At 57.2% G+C, this 19,148-nt stretch carries 17 protein-coding genes and 1 pseudogene; 9 read left to right on the forward strand and 9 right to left on the reverse strand.

All coding sequences use genetic code 11. The features are described 5' to 3' along the window. Positions 1 to 152 precede the first annotated feature (152 nt). The 5 genes from VSX58_RS16985 to VSX58_RS17005 all read right to left on the reverse strand — a co-directional run bounded on the left by VSX58_RS16985 (position 153) and on the right by VSX58_RS17005 (position 4,229). On the reverse strand, positions 153 to 710 hold the full coding sequence (locus VSX58_RS16985; protein WP_327619124.1) for a CpmK protein: 558 nt from the start codon (positions 708 to 710) through the stop codon (positions 153 to 155). Continuing rightward, a complete protein-coding gene (locus VSX58_RS16990; protein ID WP_327619125.1) occupies positions 707 to 1,255 on the reverse strand; it encodes a carbapenem self-resistance protein CarG family protein in 549 nt (182 codons plus the stop codon). Before VSX58_RS16990 ends, VSX58_RS16985 begins: the two co-directional genes overlap by 4 nt. Continuing rightward, positions 1,245 to 2,093 carry an SUMF1/EgtB/PvdO family nonheme iron enzyme gene (locus tag VSX58_RS16995; protein WP_327619126.1) on the reverse strand — a complete coding sequence of 283 codons (849 nt, stop codon included), beginning with the start codon at positions 2,091 to 2,093 and terminating at the stop codon, positions 1,245 to 1,247. Before VSX58_RS16995 ends, VSX58_RS16990 begins: the two co-directional genes overlap by 11 nt. 386 nt (positions 2,094 to 2,479) lie before the next feature. Then, positions 2,480 to 3,280: a pyrroline-5-carboxylate reductase family protein gene (locus VSX58_RS17000; RefSeq protein WP_327619127.1), complete on the reverse strand. Its 801-nt coding sequence runs from the start codon at positions 3,278 to 3,280 to the stop codon at positions 2,480 to 2,482. Between the two features lie 247 nt (positions 3,281 to 3,527). Then, a complete protein-coding gene (locus tag VSX58_RS17005; protein ID WP_407654886.1) occupies positions 3,528 to 4,229 on the reverse strand; it encodes a GntR family transcriptional regulator in 702 nt (233 codons plus the stop codon). Positions 4,230 to 4,928: 699 nt separating this feature from the next. On the opposite strand from VSX58_RS17005, the gene VSX58_RS17010 reads away from it, so the two are divergent. The 5 genes from VSX58_RS17010 to VSX58_RS17030 are packed head-to-tail and all read left to right on the forward strand — an operon-like array spanning position 4,929 to position 9,381. Beyond that, positions 4,929 to 6,041, forward strand: coding sequence for an ABC transporter substrate-binding protein (locus tag VSX58_RS17010; protein WP_327613054.1), 1,113 nt, complete (start codon positions 4,929 to 4,931; stop codon positions 6,039 to 6,041). Positions 6,042 to 6,091: 50 nt separating this feature from the next. Continuing rightward, on the forward strand, positions 6,092 to 6,985 hold the full coding sequence (locus VSX58_RS17015) for a branched-chain amino acid ABC transporter permease (RefSeq protein WP_327619129.1): 894 nt from the start codon (positions 6,092 to 6,094) through the stop codon (positions 6,983 to 6,985). After that, positions 6,978 to 7,868 (forward strand): branched-chain amino acid ABC transporter permease, encoded by an 891-nt coding sequence (locus VSX58_RS17020; RefSeq protein WP_327619130.1) that lies wholly within the window; start codon positions 6,978 to 6,980, stop codon positions 7,866 to 7,868. Before VSX58_RS17015 ends, VSX58_RS17020 begins: the two co-directional genes overlap by 8 nt. Continuing rightward, positions 7,865 to 8,647, forward strand: a complete 783-nt coding sequence (locus tag VSX58_RS17025) for an ABC transporter ATP-binding protein (protein WP_327619131.1) — start codon at positions 7,865 to 7,867, stop codon at positions 8,645 to 8,647. Before VSX58_RS17020 ends, VSX58_RS17025 begins: the two co-directional genes overlap by 4 nt. After that, the gene (locus tag VSX58_RS17030) at positions 8,644 to 9,381 is read left to right on the forward strand and encodes an ABC transporter ATP-binding protein (RefSeq protein ID WP_327619132.1); all 738 of its coding nucleotides are present in this window, start codon (positions 8,644 to 8,646) and stop codon (positions 9,379 to 9,381) included. Before VSX58_RS17025 ends, VSX58_RS17030 begins: the two co-directional genes overlap by 4 nt. A 165-nt stretch (positions 9,382 to 9,546) precedes the next feature. Here the strand turns inward: VSX58_RS17030 and VSX58_RS17035 are convergent. Continuing rightward, positions 9,547 to 10,793: pseudogene (locus VSX58_RS17035) on the reverse strand (nucleoside permease). 88 nt (positions 10,794 to 10,881) lie between these two features. After that, entirely contained in the window at positions 10,882 to 11,712 is an 831-nt protein-coding gene (gene xapA, locus VSX58_RS17040; protein WP_327619133.1) for a xanthosine phosphorylase, read from the reverse strand. 157 nt (positions 11,713 to 11,869) lie between these two features. On the opposite strand from xapA, the gene VSX58_RS17045 reads away from it, so the two are divergent. From VSX58_RS17045 to ydfZ, 4 genes are all read left to right on the forward strand, one after another. Beyond that, positions 11,870 to 12,796 carry a LysR family transcriptional regulator gene (locus tag VSX58_RS17045; RefSeq protein WP_327619134.1) on the forward strand — a complete coding sequence of 309 codons (927 nt, stop codon included), beginning with the start codon at positions 11,870 to 11,872 and terminating at the stop codon, positions 12,794 to 12,796. Positions 12,797 to 13,201: 405 nt separating this feature from the next. Then, positions 13,202 to 14,395 (forward strand): multidrug efflux MFS transporter, encoded by a 1,194-nt coding sequence (locus VSX58_RS17050; protein WP_327619135.1) that lies wholly within the window; start codon positions 13,202 to 13,204, stop codon positions 14,393 to 14,395. Positions 14,396 to 14,569: 174 nt separating this feature from the next. After that, on the forward strand, positions 14,570 to 15,931 hold the full coding sequence (locus tag VSX58_RS17055; RefSeq protein WP_327619136.1) for an esterase-like activity of phytase family protein: 1,362 nt from the start codon (positions 14,570 to 14,572) through the stop codon (positions 15,929 to 15,931). A gap of 250 nt (positions 15,932 to 16,181) precedes the next feature. Continuing rightward, positions 16,182 to 16,388 carry a putative selenium delivery protein YdfZ gene (gene ydfZ / locus VSX58_RS17060; protein ID WP_327613044.1) on the forward strand — a complete coding sequence of 69 codons (207 nt, stop codon included), beginning with the start codon at positions 16,182 to 16,184 and terminating at the stop codon, positions 16,386 to 16,388. 273 nt (positions 16,389 to 16,661) lie between these two features. On the opposite strand, the gene VSX58_RS17065 is transcribed toward ydfZ, so the two are convergent. Both VSX58_RS17065 and VSX58_RS17070 read right to left on the reverse strand, forming a co-directional pair. Continuing rightward, complete coding sequence (locus tag VSX58_RS17065) at positions 16,662 to 17,348, reverse strand: GntR family transcriptional regulator (protein WP_327619139.1); 687 nt, start codon at positions 17,346 to 17,348, stop codon at positions 16,662 to 16,664. 182 nt (positions 17,349 to 17,530) lie between these two features. Beyond that, a complete protein-coding gene (locus VSX58_RS17070) occupies positions 17,531 to 18,997 on the reverse strand; it encodes a mannitol dehydrogenase family protein (protein ID WP_327619140.1) in 1,467 nt (488 codons plus the stop codon). Between the last annotated feature and the right edge of the window lie 151 nt (positions 18,998 to 19,148).

The raw sequence follows: 19,148 nt of genomic DNA on the forward strand, positions 1-19,148 counted from the left end.
CGGGAAAGGGAGCTAGTTGAGAGCTATTATCGTCAACTTCGCCAATAACTTCCATGCGCTAACCGTAATCGTTTCGTTAAGATTGTTCAGGATTCCCAATCAATGAGGCGCGATACGCCAAGAACCCTATCGGAACAGTATCTTAATCGGCGCTAATAAAGGAGATCCAGTTGCTCAGGTTCACCAACTATTTTTATCGCCTCTGGGCCGATACGCCGATACTTTACCTGATATCGCGTTGAATTAACGCCCGTAACAAGATTATCCAAATCCGTATAGGCGACGCGGACCGATCTATTTTTCGCCCACGCCGGCAAAGAGGCGATAGAGTAGTTAAATATAATGACGCCGGCGCCGTTACTCTCCGGCGTTATGCTCTCTATCTCTTTAACCATAATTCGGCCGTAGCAAAAATCGCCATGTTTTTTCAACTCCTTTAGCCCGGCCGGCGTGGGTTCCCATACCTTTTTATCGCCTGAAAAACGGGATTTTATCAGCCCGGCGTCCACCAATGACTCCATTTTTCCATTAATCCAGCTGGCGCTTACGCCGCTCCTGTCGATGGCAACCGGCCAGCGGCGCTCTCCCAGGCAGAGGGCCGGTTGCCTATCCAGAGCCGTCTGGATTTTTTTTATATATTTATCCACCGGCGTCGATTGCGCATAACCGCAAAAGGGAACGAGCATCGCTAAAAAAATAAAAAATTTCATTTCCGACCTGCAAAATTCAATTCGGCAAAAGCATCATCTACGCTGCTATATTTCCGGGCGGTAACATAAGCATGGATATAATCCCAAAAATAGGCGGAGACGCCGGGATCGTCAGTGTTGGCCTTAAGCTCATAGCGAACTAATTTTACCGGCAGCGCATCCGATACATCTTCCCCGGTTCGCTTATCCATAACCTTGTTGGCGCTCACCATATAATAGCGGCCGTTCTCTTTATATAACCGATAGTCTATGATTTTTATCACCGACGCCGATAGCGAGAAATCGCCCCAGGTGAACCCTTCGCCATCAGGAATAGGAACGATATTATAATTTCCCTCCCTGTCCTTGATGAAAATAGTCAGGGTATTAACAGGATGGGAGGTGTTATTATCAAACACCGCGCGTAATAGCAGGTCATCCGTCCCGTCCCCGTTTAAATCAATGCGGTTTACCCCATCGCGGAGCAAAACGTGCGTTTGTTCTCCGGCGCAGACGCCCAAAGAGAACATCGTCAATAAGACGATCGGGATGCTATTATTTTTCAATCGACCCGCTCCGAACCAGCCTAAACCCGATATCGGGCATGATAAAGCCTGAACTGTGGCTGTCGCAGCTGGCTAACGTTGTAGCGCGAGAAAGATAACTTCCGCCGCAAAAGTAATACATTTTAATGTTATCGATCTCGTCGCTGTCATAAACCCATTCGGAAACATTGCCGCTCATATCATAGAGCCCCAAAGCATTCGGCGATAATTGTCCAACCCTTTGCGTACCAAAATCATGGCGATTGAAATCCGGGTACCAGGCAACCTTTTTTTCATTATTGCCGCCGGAGTAGCGATCGCCATAATGTCCCGAATCAAGCGCCGGCGTTCCCCCTCTGGCGGCGACGTGCCATTCGCTCAACGTCGGCAAACGGTATCCATTGGCCTGCTCATTGACATGAATCGTTATATTTTTAGCATTAATACGCAGGGGTTCATTTTTCTCCGTCCGATAGACCGGCGTCAGATGTAATGATTCGCTTAGCGCATTGGCGAAAATAACCGCATCCAGCCACTCTATATTGGTTACCGGATGTTTACCGCCATCTTTTTCCGGCGGCAGACAATCTTCATAGGTCGCGCCGTTGCAACCGTTATTAAAATCATAACCATTCAATACGGCCCATTGATATATTTTCTGATAAAACGCGTAGGTCACTTCCGTCTGCATAATGTAAAAAGACGTTAACGTTACATTAGTGTGCGCGCGATAGTCCCGATCGCCAAAAACGTCGCCGACATAAAAATCACCGCCTTTGACCGGCTTTTCTCTTATATCGGATGATGAATACGCGTCAAAAGCGCAAATGACGCCCAAGAGTAAAAAAATATAACGCACGCGATCTCCCGTAGTGTTCAAAATATATACGCCAAATAATTCAAGTTGCCTGTTCGTTGGCTTTCCTGCGACTCGAAGTATGACGAGTATAGGCATATGCCTACCGGCCCTAAACTCTTATGACGCCGCCGATATCAGTCGGCAAGGTAGCCATTATTTCCGAGTCTGATTATTTCCTGCGAATTAGCATAGACCATGCTGCGAACACGTCCGGACCTTTCGCCGCAAGCGTATTGAGGATACGCAGACTGCTTAATTTTACCGCCAGACGAACGTTGCAACCTAGACTTGATAGAGCGAAGCAGACGGCGGGAAATACGGAAGAGGGCGATCGCCGATCACGCCGCGCCATGCGAAAACGCGGCGTCACAGCCAGACCAAAATGTTTATTTACCCGCCAGCTCGGTGGTGCGCCTTACCGCCGCCAGCACGCTGCGCTGCAGCCCGGCGGCAAAATCGCTGTCGTTCAACGCATATAGCCCGTTCATCCCCACCCCGGCCGGAGAGTTGTTGATATCCATCAGCTGACGCGGATGCTTGCCGCTGATATTGAGCATCGCCACCGCGCCCACCAGGTTTTCATAGGCGATCTGGGTCGCCTGCGGACGGGGCATCCCGGCCAGCACGCCGGCGTCAATCAACGACTCAAGGAAGTAGTACACGTAGTTCGGGCCGGCCACGCCGTAGCCGGTGAAGATATCCAGCAGCCGCTCTTCCACCAGCATCACTTTGCCGAAGCTTTCCAAAAACGCCCGCAGCGGCGCTTCCTCGACGTAGGCGTTCAGCACCGCGCCGCTGTAGCCATAGCCGGTATCGGTCAGGGTGTTCGGGATCACGCGGGCAATGGGGCGCGCGTCGCCCAGTTGTTCGGTCAGGGTGGCGATCGTCACCCCGGCGATAATGGAAATCACCGTCGCCTGCGGCGACGCATGCCGGCGGATACGGGCGGACACCGACGCGATATCGTCCTGCGGGCGCACCCCCATCACAATATAATCGGCCGCCGCCAGCGCCGCCTCGCCGCGCAGGCCGGAGGTCAGTTGGTAACGCGCTTCCAGCGCGGCGATTCTCTCCGCGTCGATATCATCCAGCGTAATCGCGTCGCGCGACAGCTTGCCGTTGTTCAGCGCCGCCCGAATAATGGCTTCCGCCATCTGTCCTGCCCCGATAAAATGAATCTGACTCATGATCTTCTCTCCAAATACTTAGCGTTCAACTGCTGCTGGAACCAGCTTGGTATAAATAAAAAAACAGGGCGGCGGAACGAATGCCGATCGTTTAAGCATCGAGATACACGGGGCGACCACCGGGGGGAGGCGTCCCTACGGGAACCTCCCCCCGGTGTTTCCCCTAAAAATCGGCTTAAGTGACCCGCATTCGGCGGCTGAACGCTCTTCCGCGCCGCGTTGTGTGCGGACGGCACAAATATCGGGTTTACGTCATTTTGCCGAAATAGATACGCGCCAGCCCCTCTTTCGTCACCGCAATCGCATGTTCCGCGCTCAGCGAAACGTGTTTTTCCATCAGCGGAATGCCTTTTTCCACATCGCGCCGGCGCAACGCGTCGATAATGCCGACGTGTTCGTCATAGGCATTATTGCGCCGGCTGGGCGTTTCCAAATCGATGCGGCGGAAAAAACGGATTAGCGAATTCAGGCTATCAAGGGTGTCGTACAGCCGTCCATTGCGGGCGATACGGGCGATCGACATATGGAAGGCTTCATCGTCTTCGGCGACTTTGGTCCAGTCCGTAATGGTGGCGGGATCGGGCAAATCGCGGCAGCTCTGCTCCCAGATTTCCGCCGTCTGGTTAATCTCTTCATCGCTGGCGCGCCGGCAGGCAAAGCGGAACGCCGCTTGTTCAATCACCGCCCGCATCTCATACAGCTCGCGTACGCCTTCCGGCGTAATATCCCGGGAATAAAAACCGCGGTTGGGCACGAAGCTCATAAAGCCATCCTGAGCCAGACGGTTCAGCGCCTCGCGCACCGGCGTGCGAGATACCCCCAGCCGGTTGGCCAGTTCGACCTCGTTAATACGCTCGCCGGGCCTAAAGTGATAATCTATCGCCAGAGTTTTCACCACTTCATACACTTTTTCCACGCTATCGGCGCTGCGCACTGTTTTCTGACTCACCGGCACGCTATTTCCTCATTGATGGCTGATGATTAATAATCGGGACCGTCCCTAAAAAACATGATTTAAATTGATAGCATGCCTGGATATATAACACAATCGGGATGTGCATACACTTCTATCCACACATTGCCGCCAGCGGAAGCCAATATAAAATCCGCATCCCTTCGCCTGAGTAATATATTATTTTCTTATATATTTATAATAAAAAGGCCATTGCACTAAAACGGTTCTTCTGCACCAAAAAAAAGCAGAGTGCCGCCGTTTTTGATAATTTATTCCATCCGATTATTAGATATTTCTTTTCCGTATAAATCTTTTAACCACGCGCTCATCACGCCAGGATATTTATATAATCCATTGTTATACATACGAATAGCTCAACATTTTGCAATAACGCCGCTCCCCATCGGCCCTAGGGCCGCGCTTTTTTACCCTGTCTGGCATAGCAATTGCTGAATACTTTCGGCAAAGTGTATTCACTTAATCATTCACTATGTTATTCACTTTTTCGGTGAGTAAGAACAGCAAGACTTTACGTCCTGCCGAATAGCGACAATTACGCGGCGATGCCGACGGGGATATACCCTAAATAATTCGAGTTGCAGGAAAGCCAACGCATAGGCAGCTTGAAGTATGACGGGGATAAAGAGGTTAACCATAACTCCGCCCGCATTTACCCTAACCAGGAGATTCAGTATGACCTTACGTATTCGTCATGTTTTTTTGGCTTCGGCGTTGTTAGGCGGCACATTTTTAGGCGCCTCGCTATCCGCTAAAGCGGATGTCACGGTGGGAGCGATTCTGCCGCTAACCGGCGTCAGCGCCACCATTGGCGAAGATATGCGCCGGGGCATCGCGCTGGCCGTGGAACAGGTCAACGAACACGGCGGCGTCAACGGGCAAAAGCTGGCGGTGATGATTGAAGACTCCGCCGGCAGCCCGGTCACCGCGTTGGATGCGGCGCGCAAACTGACCCAGGTCAACCGAGTGCCGCTGGTGATCGGCGAGTTCTCCTCCAGCGTCACCATTCCCGTCGGGCAATATCTGGTGAAAAATCAGCGGGTGCATATCAATATCACCTCCTCCAGCACCGATATGCGCAAGGTCGGCAAATACTCCTACAGCGTGATCGGGCTGGCCGATCTGGCGACCAAATTCTCCGCTCAGGACGTCTACGCCATGGGTTACCGCAAGGTGGCGTTTATCGCGCCTAACGGCGCCTACGGCCAAAGTATGCTGGATCAGTTCAGCAAGGACTTTCAGGGACTGGGCGGCAAAGTGGTCGCCAAAATGCTCTACACCGGCGGCCAATCCTCCTACCGCCGCGAGCTGGGCCAGCTTTCGCGCATCAAGCCGGACGCCTATGTCTATACCACCTACGGCCAGGATGCGGTGGTGCTCAATCGCGAATCCTATGAATTGGGGCTGAATCAAACGCCCTGGTACGCCATGTACCTGACCATGAGCACGGCCAACACCCCGGCGCAATACATCGAAGGCAGAATGGGGATGGAGGTCGCCAGCACCGGCGATGAGGGCCAGGGATACATCGATATGTTCCGCAAACGCTACGGCGCCGACCCGCAATCCGCCTACAGCAGCTATGCCTACGACAGCGTCACGCTGGCCGCCGCGGCGATCAATAAAGCCGGCTCGGCCGACCCCGCCGCGCTGCAAGCGGCCATGCAAAGCGTCGCGCCGCACTTCGACGGCGTAACCGGCCCGCTGAATCTGGATGCCGACAATCTGCGTCAAACGCAGCCTTATAAAAAGGTCAAAGTGGTCGACGGTGCCCAGGTGCTTCGCTAAGCCGTGGGGGATTCGCCCACAAGAAGTTCGTTTCCTTGCAGGAAGGCACTATGTTTCAGTTCATCCTTGATACATTACTCCGCACCGCCGAACTGTCGCTGATAGCCGTGGGCCTCAGCCTGGTCTACGGGCTGGTGCGGTTCGCCAACGTCGCGCATGTGCAGTACGCCATGGTGGGGTCATTTATGACGCTCGCCCTGCTGCGGCTCGGATGCCCGTTTCTCTTGGCGATCCTGGCGGCCGCCGCGCTGTGCGGGATTATGGCGGTCTTATTGCACCATTGGATCTTCCGACGTCTGGCTCAGGCCGGCCCGGCAAACGCCATGATCGGATCGCTGGCGATGTCGATGATCCTGATCGCGCTGATTCTCGGCGGCGTCGGATCGTCGCCGCAGAGCTATGACCTGCCGCTCAGCCCGATGCTGTCGCTGGCCGGCAGCCATATCTCCCGCAATCAGCTCTGGTCCGCCGCGGTGACCTTTCTGCTGCTGATCGGCTTTTGCGCCCTGCTCTTCTACTCCGCGCTGGGGCGCTCGATTCGGGCGCTGGCCAGCAACCGCGATTTGGCCGCCGCCTCCGGGCTGAATGCCGACGCGCTGGTGCATATCGTCAACTTTATCGCCGGCGCGCTGGCCGGGCTGGGAGGCTCGATGCTGGCGATGAATGCCAGCGCCTATTTCAACCAGGGCAACGACCTGCTGCTGCCGGTGCTGGCCGCCGCCATTCTGGGCGGATTGGGCAATCCGATGGGCGCGGTGCTCGGCGCTCTGCTGATCGCCGCCACCGAAACGCTGGTCACCAATCTCGATTTCGGCTGGCTGTTCGGCGGCGAACTGATCTTTATTCCCGTGACCTACATCAACGCCGCCTCATTCGTGATTCTGCTGCTGGCGCTGCTGCTGCGTCCTTACGGCCTGTTTAACCGGGAGGTGCGCCGTGTCTGACTTTCTGCTCCATCTTATCAGCATCACCGGTATCTATGCCCTGATCGCCCTGGCGTTGAATATTCAGGCGGGTTACGCCGGGCTGCTGAACTTCGGCCATATCGCCTTTGTCGGCATCGGCGCCTACTCCGCCGGTATCGGCACGCAGCTCGGCCTCTCCTTTATCACCGCTTCCGCCGTCGGCATGGCGCTATCCATGCTGATCGGCGCCGGTATGGCGATGCTCGGCCGCCAGTTGGCCGCCGACTACTGGGGGATCGCCACGCTGGCGGTGGCCGAAATCATCCGCACCATAGCCATCAATGAGGATTGGCTGACCGGCGGCGCCCAGGGACTGGGCAACATCGTCCCGTCCTGGACGACCGGCTCCCAGCAGCAGGACGGCGCGATCTTTGCCGCGGCGATCCTGCTGGCCGTGGCGTTAATCGCCCTGCTCTCGCTGCGCTTGGGCAAAAGCCGCTTTGGCCGGGCGCTGCGGCTGATGCGCGAACAGCCTCAATTGGCGACCTGCATGGGGTATCATCTGCAGTGGCTTAAGTGCCGTACGCTGATGTGCAGCGCCGCCATCGCCGCCGGCGCGGGCGTCATGCTGGCGTACTACACCAGCTACGTTAGCCCCGATTATCTGCTCTCTTCGGAAACCTTTCTGATCTGGAGCATGGTCATGATCGGCGGGATCGGCAACGTGGCCGGCGTATTGCTGGGCGTGCTGCTGGTGGAGTGCCTCTATACCTTTATCCCCTTCGCCAAAGATATCTTTAATATCAGCTCCGACGTTACCGGCGCGCTGCGTCTGGGCGCCGTCGGCGTCATTCTGCTGGGCTGCCTGTTGGGGAGAGCCGGCGGCCTGTTGCCTGAACGGCTAAGGAGAATCGCGCCATGACACCACTGATGCAGGTCGATGCCGTCAGTAAAGCTTTCGGCGGCAACCGGGTGCTGGAAGGCGTGACCTTCACCCTGCGCCGGGGAGAAATTCTCGGATTGCTGGGCCCCAACGGGTCGGGCAAAAGCACGCTGCTTAACGCCATCTCCGGTTTTACCCCGATTGACGGAGGATCTATTCTGGCGGACGGACGGCGCATCGACAGGCTCCCTCCCCACCGCATCATCAAAGCCGGCGTGGCGCGCACCTTTCAACTTCCGGCCATGCCGGAAAAAATGAGCGTCATGGAGGTGGTGATGGCGGCCGGAACCCGGCATCACGGGTTCTGGAGCAGCCTGTTGTCTCTCCCCGCCGCCCGTCGGGCCGAATGGGAAGATAAGCGCAAAGCCCAGGCGCTGCTTGATGAGCTACTGCTGACCCCGGTGCGCGACCTGCCCGCCGCCGCGCTATCCGGCGGGCAGAAAAAACTGCTGGGCATCGCCTGCGCGCTGATGGGCGAGCCGCAAATCCTGATGCTGGACGAACCGATGGCGGGCGTGCACCCCAATCTGCGGCGCGACATTGTCGATACGCTGCTGCGTCTGCGGCACAACGGGCTGTCGCTGATCATTATCGAACACGATATGCATTTCATTCGCGAACTTTGCCAGCGCTGCATTGTGCTGGACAGGGGCAAGATCGTCGCCGACTGCCAACCCGATGAGCTGGCCGATAACCAACAGGTGCTGGACGCCTATCTTGGCCGCAGCACGCCGCTTTCATTACAGGAGGCCGTATGATCGCGCTGCACGATGTGATTGCCGGCTACACGCCCGGCATCGATATTCTGCAGGGAATCTCCCTGCAGGTTGATAACGCGGAGATCGTCACGCTGCTCGGCCCGAACGGCTGCGGCAAATCCACCTTGCTTAAATGTATCGCCGGCTACCTGCGTCCGCGCCGCGGCCGGATCCTATTGAACGAGCGGGATGTCGGCCAGATCCCTATTCACCGTAAGGTACGCGAATGCTCGCTGGGGTTCGTGCCGCAAACCGATAACGTTTTTAACAACCTGACCATCAAGGAAAATTTGCAGACCGGCGGGCAATTCCTGCCGGACGCCCAGCGCCGTCAACGGATGGAGGAGCTGTGCGAACGCTACCCGCTATTACGCAAAAAATGGCGCGCCATGGCCTCGGCGCTCTCCGGCGGGGAGCGGCAGATACTGGCGTTGACCCGCGCCCTGATGCCGAAACCCACGACGCTGCTGTTGGATGAACCCTCCGCGGGACTGTCGCCCAAGATGCTCTCCGACGTATTCGCGGCGATCCAGGATATCCGGCGGCAGGAGCAGGTGGCGATCCTGATGGTGGAACAGAACGCCATGGAGGCGCTGCATATCTCAGACCGCGCCTACGTGCTGGCGCTGGGCAAGGTGGCCCTTACCGGCAAAGCCGGCGAGCTGCTCGACGATCCGCGCATGCGCGAGCTCTATCTGGGCGGGCGGCCTGACGCCGCCTCGCCATCGCCATAAAGCCCCTACGGTCATCCCCGACGCGCGCCTCGTCTATCCCCCGGCGCATTTCCCGCCATCCCCGCGACAATAGGCGGGGATCGGCTTCCAGCGCCCGAAACCGCCGCGGCCGCCGCATAAACGCGGCCAAGAGCCGCCGGCATGACGAGGGAACCCGGATCCGGCTTAACCCGCGGTCGCCGGTTTTTTCTCATCGGCGGGATAGTGAAACGAGAAAGCGAAGATAACCGCCAGCACCAGCGCATAGGCGGCGAACACCAGCCAGATGCCATGCCAATCTTTCACCCCGTCGCGGGTAAAGTAATCCACCACCATGCCGCTGCCGATAGCGCCGACATAGGCGCCCAATCCGTTCACCATCGTCATAAACAGGCCTTGAGCGCTGGCGCGAATATGCGGGCTGGACTCTTTTTCGACAAAAATCGAACCGGAGATATTAAAGAAATCAAAGGCGCAGCCGTAGACGATCATCGAAAGCACCAGCAGCATAAAGCCCAGTCCCGACGGGCTTCCCCAGGCAAAAAAGGCGAAACGCAGCGTCCAGGCGATCATACTGATCAGCATCACTCTTTTGATGCCGTAGCGCTGTAAAAAGAACGGGATCGTGAGGATGAAAAAGACTTCCGCGATCTGCGATAAGGAAAGCAGCACCGACGGATACTTCACGGCGAAACTGTCCTGATACAGCGCATTTCTGGCGAAATCATGCAGGTAAGGATTGCCGAACGTGTTGGTGATCTGTAGCGCCGCGCCGAGCAGCATGGCGAACAGCAGAAACAGCGCCATGCGCCGCTGGCGGAAAAGCACCAGCGCGTCCAGACCCAGCATACTGAACCAGCTCGCCCCTTTCTTCGCCCGCGTGGTGGAGCAGGCCGGCAGCGTCAGCGAATAAAGCCCCAAAACCAGAGACACCGCCGCGGCCAGATACAGCTGCAGGTTGCTGAGCTCCAGTTTGCTAAAGCTGATGATCCACATGGCGCAAATAAAGCCGACTGTGCCGTAAACCCGAATCGGCGGGTAATCCTTCGTCGAATCAAGGCCATGTTTTTCCAAACAAAAATAGCAAATGGCGTTGGTCAGCGCCAGCGTCGGCATATAGAGCATGGCGTAAACCAGTATCACCCAGAACATCGCGGAAGAGGTGGAAACCTGAGCGGCGGTCAGCAGCGCCAGCGCGCCCAGCAGGTGACAGAAACCGTGAAGCCGGTTGGCTTTGATCCAGCGATCGGCCACGATGCCCGCCAGGCTGGGCATAAACAGCGAGGCGATGCCTTTGGCGCTGTAAACCAGTCCGACCTCCAGCCCGCTGAAATGCAGCGTGTTGATCATGTAGGAACCCAGCGTCGTCAGCCAGCACCCCCAGATAAAAACTGCATAAAAACAATAACTTTCAAACGTAATGTTATCGACATGACACTTACCATAGTAATAAAAAAACGCCGTCTGCGGCGGCCTGAAAGGCGGCGGGCGGAAACGCGTCCGCCCCAGACCGCAGGAGCATTACGCCTCCGGCAAGGAGGCGAAGAAGCGCCGAATCAGCAGGGTGAAATCTTCCGCCGCCATGGCGGCGCAGCGCAGAGTCTGCTCATGGGACAACGGCGTATCCGACAGACCTTCGGCATAGTTGGTGATCGCCGCCACCGCCAGCACTTTTAAACCGCAGTGGCGGGCCGACAACACTTCCGGCACGATCGACATCCCCACTACATCGCAGCCCAGGATCTGCATCATGCGGATCTCCGCCGGGGTTTCGAAGTTGGGGCCGGTATAAGCGGCAAAAACGCCCTCCGCCAGCTCGATGCCGGACTGCGCCGCCACGCCAGCCAAACGATTGCGCAGATCGCGATCGTAAGCATTCGCCAGGCTGAAAAAGCGCGGGCCGAAACGCTCGTCGTTTTCACCCACCATCGGCGATTCCGGCATAAAGTTGATGTGATCGCTGAGCGCCACCAGACGACCGGGGCCGACGGACGGCCGCAAAGACCCGGCGGCATTGGTGGCGAAAAGGAACTCGCAGCCGAGCAATTTAAAGGTATAAATCGGGGTCGTCATTATCTTCATTCCCCGCCCTTCATAAAAGTGTCCCCGGCCTTTCATCACCAGTACCGGCACGCCTTCGAGGTATCCGGCCACCAGCTGACCGGCGTGCCCGACCACGCCGCTGACCGGGAAACCAGGGAGCTCATCGTAATCGATAACAACGGCGTCCGTCATGGTATCGGCCAACTCGCCCAGGCCGGAGCCAAGAATTAAGGCGGCGCGAGGTTGCAGATCGGCGATTTTACCGCGGATAATATCGGCCGCGGTGAAAGCATCATTTTGATTAAACATGGTTATTTCCGGTCAAAGAGTGAGGGATTTTATCTTACTGGGTAATAACCGGCAGGAACTAATACAATATCGGCGGCACATTTATTGCCTGTCTCTATAAATAGCCATCGATACATCGCCGCGAACGACACCGCGCCGGCCCCAGGAGAAAATAACCATGAAAGGGCAACACGCAATAAAATTTGACCTTGGTCCGATAAACTTCCGTCTGCTGCACTATTTTCGCATCGTGGCCGAAGAGATGAACTTTACCCAGGCCGCGCGCCGGCTCAACATGTCGCAGCCGCCGCTAAGCAAACATATCAAAGAGCTGGAAGATCATCTGGGAGTGAAGCTGTTTCTGCGCACGACGCGCACCATGTCCCTGACCCCGGCGGGCGGTAAGCTGCTGAGCTGCGTAGAGCAGATGATAGATCAGGCCCATATTTCGCTGCGCGAGGTTCAGCAACTGGGACGCGGAGAGGCGGGACATATGGTGGTAGGCGTCGTCGGGACGTCGGTGTGGGGGGCGCTGATGCAGACCCTGCAACAGTTCACCCGGCGTTTTAAACACGCCACCTGGTCGCTGAACGAACTGACGCCGGTCGAACAGCTGACGGCGCTGCGCCAACGCCGTATCGATATCGCCGTATGGCGAGAGGCGGCGAGTCAGCCCCTGCCGGATATGGCATGCCAGCTGCTGGCGCGCGAAGATTTTGCGGTCGCGCTGCCGCAGCGGCATCCGCTGGCCGACGGCGAGCCGCTCCCCTTTGAAGTCTTAAAGCGCGAGTCCTTTATCGTTCTGCCGTCGCAGGAAAGAAACCTGGGGCTGCAGGTGCGCAACCTGTGCCTGAAATACGGTTTTTCACCGACGATCGCCCATCAGGTGAATGAACCGCAGACCGCGCTGGCCTTGGTCGCCGAAGGGTACGGCATCACCCTGCTGCCGGTCAGCTACGGCCGAATAACCTGGCCGGGCGTACGCTTCTGCCCGCTGCTCGACCCGCCGTCGGCGGATCTGTACGCGATATACGATCCCTGCGCCACGCCGCCTTTGGTACAAGCGTTTCTGCAGATGACGCGCCAGCGGCTAGCCGCTGAATAAGGCCGGCGGCGGAGTCGACATCTTGCCGTTCATGCCCTTAGCCGCCCCCGCGCTAATCGGCCTCAGACGGTTGATAAAGTTAGAGATTACTCGCCCCGTTGGCGGGGCCCGCCCTTCGGGCCAACGCAAGCGTTGTGCCATGGCACGTCACAAAAATACCGGTCATACGACGATAAATCACGCCCAGCGCCACGGGTAATGACGCGCCGAACGCTTCCGTTGCGAATAATTATCAGACTGTTGAACAACAAAATTGCCCGCTATGTTATGCTCATGGCGAGAGATGAAATACCGATAACCGTACGTTGTTTGTAGATACTCCTGCTCTATGGATTCTGGCAAATCACGTTCTGACGCTTAATTTCACCATTTGCAACCGGCTTACAAAGGCGCGTCCTGCACACCATGGAAACCTGGAAACTCAATTTATTCGCTGCATGGCTGGGGTGTTTTTTTACCGGCTTGGCCATGAGCCAGATATTGCCCTTTCTACCGCTGTACATCGAGCAACTCGGCGTACGCTCGCACGAATCATTGAGCCTCTGGTCCGGCGTTATTTTCAGTTCCTCATTTCTGGTTTCCGCGATTGTCGCGCCGCTATGGGGAAGCCTGGCCGACCGCAAAGGGCGTAAGCTGATGCTGCTGCGCGCGGCGCTGGGGATGTCCATCGTCATGGCGCTGCAAGGCCTTGCCACCAATGTATGGCAGCTGTTCATTTTACGCTCCATGATGGGGCTGACGTCGGGGTTCATCCCCAATGCGATGGCGCTGATCGCCTCGCAGGTGCCGCGGGAAAAGAGCGGATGGGCGCTGGGGACGTTATCCACCGGCCAAATTTCCGGGGTCATCCTCGGCCCGTTATTCGGCGGATTTATGGCCGACTACATTGGGCTGCGGATCGTCTTTTTCGTTACCGCCGGGATGCTGTTCATCAGCTTTTTGATTACGCTGTTCGCCATTAAGGAAAACGCCATCAAAATCAGCAAGGCCAACCGATTGAGCGGTAAAGCGGTGTTTACTTCCCTGCCCTATCCTATGCTGATCGTGAGCCTGTTCGTCACCACCATGATGATTCAGCTGTCGAACGCCTCCATCAATCCCATTCTGACGCTATTCATCCGCGACCTGGCGCCCGATAGCAATAATATTGCGTTTATCAGCGGGGTCATCGCCGCCGTTCCCGGCGTATCGGCGCTGATGGCCGCGCCTCGGCTCGGTCGCCTGGGCGATCGCATCGGCGCGCACCGCATTCTGATCGCCGCGCTGGCGTCAAGCGCTCTGCTGTTCTGGGTGATGTCGGTGATTCAAACGCCGACCCAGCTCGGCATACTGCGGTTTATGCTGGGCTTTGCCGACGGCGCGCTGATGCCCGCGGTCCAGGCGCTGCTGGTAAAATACAGCAGCCAGCAGGTTACCGGGCGCATCTTCGGCTACAATCAATCGTTTATGTATCTAGGCAACGTCGTCGGTCCGCTGATTGGCTCCGGCGTATCCGCCATAGCCGGTTTCCGCTGGGTCTTTATCACCACCGCGTTTCTGGTGTTGTGCAACGCCATCCAGATCGCGCTAAGCTTTCGGCGGATACCTAAAAAAACCTGAACCGATCCGGCTGTCGCCCGGAACAGCGGATTCCGATCAATATCCGCCCGTTCTCCGGTCGCGCGGCGGCATCGTGTCTGTCACGCAAATGACACGCCCGTTCTTTAAGCTCCGGTGATTTTCATAATCAACTCAGCCTTGACCTCCCAACGAATACCCACAGGAGTAAATACGATGAAACAGCATGTATTGCCGCTATTGCTAGCCGGCCTGATTCCTTTAAACGCGCTGGCCGACGGCGAGCAAGTCACCCGCTACGTGGTCTCCTTTCCCAAAGGAGACCACGTCGCTTATCAGGGAAAGTTCGCCGGTAACTTTCCCAACGGTTTGCCGGTAGGGATCGGTTCCGGCCTCTATTTCGTCGGCAAACAGGGCGACGACCTGCTGTTTACCACGCTGACCGATCGCGGACCCAACGCCGATGCGCCGCTGGCGGGCGATAAAGAAGCCAAGATCTTCGCCAATCCCGATTTCACCCCGCTGGTTATGGACATCAAGGTCAGCGCCGGCGCCGCGCAGGCAACTAATCCGCGCGCGTTGCATGACGAACAGGGCCCGATCGACGGCCTGCCGCTACCGGATGATTTGATTGGCTCCACCAATGAAGTGGCGCTAAATGATGCGTTGCTCCCGCTGAAAAGCAGTAAACGCGGCCTGGATACCGAAGGGATCGCGCCGGACGGTAAGGGCGGGTTCTGGCTGTGCGATGAATACGGCCCGTTTCTGATCCATATCGATGCGCAAGGAAAAATCCTGCAAAAATTCGGCCCGACGCCTATTGGCGGCGAACAGTCCGTCGCCACCGGTCTACCCAATATCATCAAATGGCGTCAGCCCAATCGCGGCTTCGAGGGGTTGACCAGACTGCCGGACGGCAACCTGGTCATGGCGGTGCAGAGCACGCTGGATATCGATAACAAAAGCAAGAACAAAGCGCGGTTCACGCGTCTGGTCATTTTTAACCCGGAAAACGGCGCCAGCCGTATGGTGGGCTACCCCATCAATGTCGACAGCTACAAGAAAGCCAAAGACGCCAAAATCGGCGATATCGTCGCTTTGGATAATCAACGCATTTTGCTGGTCGAACAGGGCAAAGATAAAGACAAGCAAATGCAGAACCGCATCTATCTGGTGGACCTGAGCCAAGCCACCGATCTGACGCCGTTTGACGCCGACGGGAAATCGCCCGAATTTGACGACGGCGAACGCTTGGAAAAACGCGGTATCCGCCTGGCGCAAAAACAGGAATTGGTGGATCTGCGCAAGCTGGGCTGGCGGCAAGAAAAAGTCGAAGGTCTGGCAATCGTCGATAAACAGACGCTGGCGATCGTCAACGATAACGACTTCGGCCTGCGCGCCATACTGAAATCCCCGGTGAAAGCCAAAGACAAGGCGGACGATTATCAGGTCGGCGCGGACGGTAAACTGACGCGCGACGGCCAGGCCACCGACGCCTCGCTGGAAATCGTGCCGCTGCAAAAACCAGAGTCTGATAACGAACTGTGGCTGATCAAACTGGCGCGGCCGCTGCAGTAACCGCTTAAAATATCGGTCATTATTTTGCCATACGACAGGCGGCCGGCGCCCTTCAGGCATCCCGGTCGCTGTTAACGCAATATTGTTGATAGGCTAAAATCGTGATCCAAACCGCATTTTTTAGCAATGGCTGTTAATAGCGGCTTGCTTTATATACGGACTTTCTATAACGGCCGCAATCCACTGGTGGCGACTTTCCGCCAGCAGTAGGATCGGGACGATTTTTTATCGTCAAACGAAGGAGGTTACTATGTATAAGGCGTATGACAGATATAGAAATCCGCTCGATGCCGGTTACCGCGTGATGCAAAACGACTCTCGCCTGGTCGGCACCATCGCGGCTATTCACGCGGAAAACCTGAAACGTGAAGACATTCGCCGCGCGAAATGCGTTGAGCTTAAAGGCGTTAAAGAGTATTTCGCGCCGCAAGAGTTGATGTGTCTTAGCCGCGCCTGATTTTAGCTACGCGCCGCTTTTCTATACCCTGCATATTTCGGGTTGCGGGACAAAACGCCAAACGCGTTTTTAAACGCCGGCGGCGGCTCCGCGAAGGGGCGAGCCCCGCTGACGAGCGGTAATCAAGCCGACCTTGAAGTATGACGACTATCGCGCGCGTTGCTATTATTGACGGCCTTACCCACGCATCACTTTGTTATTTCGGGCGTCGTTCCGTCGCCCGATATTGAAGTCGCCCGGCCTTTCTCTATTTGACTCCTGCGCGCTATTCCCTCAAACCTGCTCGAACCAGTCGCTGTTCTGCTGCGCAATCGGCGTGATCGAATAGATCATCTCCTGCAAATGATCGCGAATCGCTTTTTCCGCCGCATCGGGATCGCGGTTTTTCAGCCCGGCGAAGATAAGGTAATGCTGCTGAATCAGACTCGGCGGCGGGGAAACCTGGCTTAGGCTGAGGAAACGCACCCTGTCCATCGTCGCTTTAATCGATTCGATGGTCTCCCACGCCAGCGGACAGCGGGCGATCTGCGTCAGATACTGGTGAAAGCTGTCATCGAGGCTGAGGAATTCTCGCACCTGCTCATTCTGCGCGGCCAGCTCCTGACGGCGTAAGTTATGCTCCAACATCAAGAGCTGCTCATCGGTAACCATCTCGGCGGCGCGGCGAACAATAGCGCACTCCAGCGCCTGCCGGATAAAACGGGCATCCGCCACCCGCTGCTCGGAAATCTTCATCACAAACGTGCCGCGCTGCGGCAAAATCTGCACCAGCCCGGCCTCAGCCAGCTTGATAAAGGCCTCTCTTACCGGCTGACGGGAAACCTCAAAACGCGTGGAAATTTCTTTTTCGGACAGCAGCTTACCCGGCGGAATATTGCATTCCACGATATCTTTGCGCAGTACGCGATAAATTTGCTGGTTGACTGGCTCGCTGTTATTGATTTGAAAAGAGGTGTCCATGCCGCCGCGCTTACCCGAGAAATTTACCGCGTATGATACACGCTTAGCGCGACGAGTGTCATTGTTACGACACGCCTGTCGTGGCGAGATGGCGGGAGGCGGAGCGAAGGGCCGTAAGCGCGCCTCCGGCTCCGCGCCACCGCCTATCGCCAACGCGTTCAGCGGCCGCCGCGCGTTTCAGCCTACCAAATCGTCGCATTCAGCGTCCCCTTAACCCCCTTCGCCAACAGCGACAGATAGTTCCGCGTCACCGCATCCACAAAAACGGTATTCTGCGGTAAATCCTCGCCGAAAATCGCCGTCAGCGTCAGCAGCGCCGTCACCCGGCTTGCCCCTTCCGCGCTGTCTCGCACCGTATCGGCGATCGACGCCTTCAGCGGATCGCTGATCTCGATCGGCCGCCCCTGTTCATCAACGCCGCCGACATAGCGCATCCACCCGGCGACGCCGAGCGCCAGCGCATCGAAACGGCTACCGCGCGCCAGATGCCAGCGGATGGAGTCCAGCATCCGCTGCGGCAGTTTTTGCGATCCGTCCATCGCAATCTGCCAGGTGCGGTGTTTTAACGCGCGGTTGCGATAGCGATCCAGCAACGCATCCGCATAGGCGGCCAGATCGACCCCCTGCGTACGCAGCGTCGGCGCCTGCTCGCGCAGCATCAGGTGATGCGCCGCCGCGACCAGCGTGCGGTCCTGCATGCATTCGCTGATGTGCTGATAGCCGGTAAGGTAACCCAGGTACGCCAGAAACGAGTGGCTGCCGTTCAGCATACGCAGCTTCATCTCCTCAAACGGCAGCACATCCCGCACCAGCTCCGCCCCGGCCTTTTCCCATGCGGGACGGCCGCTGACAAAGTTGTCTTCAATCACCCACTGAAAGAAGGGCTCGCAGGCGACGCCGGCCGGATCGGCCACGCCCAGCCGCGCCTCAATCGTTTGCAGCGTCTCCGGCGTAATCGCCGGAACAATACGGTCTACCATGGTAGACGGAAAGGTAACGTGCCGCTCAATCCAGCGCGCCAGTTCGACATCCTGCCGTTCGGCCAGCTGTACGATAACGTTGCGCGTTACCCGTCCGTTCTCCGGCATATTGTCGCAGGACATTACGCTGAATGCCGGCAGCCGGCGCTCCCGTCTGCGTTTGATGGCGGCCAGGATCACGCCGGGCAGGGAGCGCGGCTCCGCGGGCGCCGCCAGATCGTGGCGAATCAGCGGGTGTTCGGTATTCAACCGCCCGCTGGCCGGATGGTGGCAATAGCCTTTCTCCGTCACGGTCATCGACACGATGGCAATATCCGGCGCGCTTAGCGCCTCCAGCACCGCCTCAATGCCTTCGACTTCCGCATGCAGCGCGGCGGTCGCCACGCCGATGACCCGGCTACTCCAGCCGCCGTCCGCCATTTCGGACGCCGACCAGAGCAAATCCTGCCGGCGGATCGCCTCAATCTGCTGCTCGCCGCCGATCAGGTTGATTTCACAGTAGCCCCAATCGCTGCCCTGCTCCGCCGCCAGTCTGTCGGCGCACACCGCCTGATGCGCCCGATGAAATGCGCCGAAGCCGATATGGGCGATGCGCGTTTTTAGCCGGCGGCGATCGTAGCGCGGCACTCTAACCTGCGCGTTAAGCGTGGAAAATTCGTTGATACTCATCGTTATCCTTAGTGTCTGCGACATATATGCCCTTCATACTTCAAGCGGCAGGGGCGTTGGCTTTGTTACTCGCGCCATCCATGGCGTTCGCCCCGTTGGGGCAGCGCAAACGCTGTTTAAAAACGCGTTGCCGTTTTGTCCTGCGACTCGA

Origin of the sequence: Brenneria populi, from assembly GCF_036016195.1 — a bacterium.
Classification (GTDB): domain Bacteria; phylum Pseudomonadota; class Gammaproteobacteria; order Enterobacterales; family Enterobacteriaceae; genus Brenneria; species Brenneria populi.